The sequence below is a fragment of the Paraburkholderia sp. BR13439 genome, assembly GCF_040948805.1.
In the GTDB taxonomy this organism is placed as follows: domain Bacteria; phylum Pseudomonadota; class Gammaproteobacteria; order Burkholderiales; family Burkholderiaceae; genus Paraburkholderia; species Paraburkholderia youngii.
In genome coordinates this window covers 1-924 of record NZ_JBFPKN010000120.1, presented here as the reverse complement: position 1 = coordinate 924, position 924 = coordinate 1, and the positions used below count along the sequence as shown (strand labels likewise).

The following is a 924-nucleotide window of genomic DNA, read 5'->3' as shown; positions in this document are numbered from 1 at the left end:
TGCCGCCCGACGATCATGTCCATTCAAATTTTAAATGGACAGGTGTACATGACGGACGAAGTCGAGGTTGTCCAGGATGTGGTGCAGCCGACACGGCGCCGGCGGCATAGCAAGGAATTCAAGGAGACGGTCATTCGGGCGGCAATGCAGCCGAATGTGTCGATTGCGGCCGTGGCACTGCATTACCGGTTGAACGCCAACCTGCTGCGTAGCTGGGTTGCGGCGCGGGAGGAACGCGATGCCGCTGAAGCGGCCCGACAGGAATTGAATGTCTCGTCGCCGGAATTTGTGCCGCTGCAGATGCAGAATGGTGTTGCAGCGGCGACGCACATCGAGATCGAGGTACGCAGGGGCGCGACGGCGATCACGGTGCGCTGGCCACTGTCGGCCGCGAGCGACTGCGCAACGTGGCTGCAGGGGTGGTTGCGTTGATTCGCATCGATGCCATCTGGCTCGCGACGGAGCCGGTCGACATGCGCGCCGGTGTCGATACGCTGCTCGCACGCGTGGTCAAGGTGTTCGGGTCAGTGAGGCCCCATCATGCCTACCTGTTTGCCAATCGGCACTCGACTCGAATGAAGGTGCTGGTCTACGATGGCCTGGGCATATGGCTTGCCGCACGGCGGCTGAACAAGGGGCGCTTCGTCTGGACGAACGGCGAGCAGGCGGTGAGCGTGGGGCTGAGCCCTGAACAGCTTCAGGCTCTGGTGATGGGACTGCCGTGGCGCACTCTCGCGCCGGATCACGCGATCACGGTGGTTTGAGCCCCGTAAGTACGTAAACTGTTTCCCTTGCTGCATCGCGCGCCGCTCTGGCAGACTGGTCGCCATGGACATACCCGCCGATCTCGACGCCCTCAGTACCGAACAGATACGCGAACTGAACGTGAAGCTGATGGCCGAGATCGCCGAGAAAGAAAGAGAG

General features: G+C 61.8%; 2 protein-coding genes. Both read left to right on the top strand.

Going from position 1 to position 924, the window contains the following annotated elements; all coding sequences use genetic code 11:
* Window positions 1-432 (top strand): transposase (locus tag AB3X96_RS42455; protein ID WP_368594406.1); only part of this gene is annotated, 432 nt, incomplete at its 5' end.
* Window positions 429-764 carry an IS66 family insertion sequence element accessory protein TnpB gene (gene tnpB, locus AB3X96_RS42450; protein WP_136624689.1) on the top strand — a complete coding sequence of 112 codons (336 nt, stop codon included), beginning with the start codon at window positions 429-431 and terminating at the stop codon, window positions 762-764. The genes AB3X96_RS42455 and tnpB, both read left to right, overlap by 4 nt.
* Window positions 765-924: the final 160 nt, after the last annotated feature.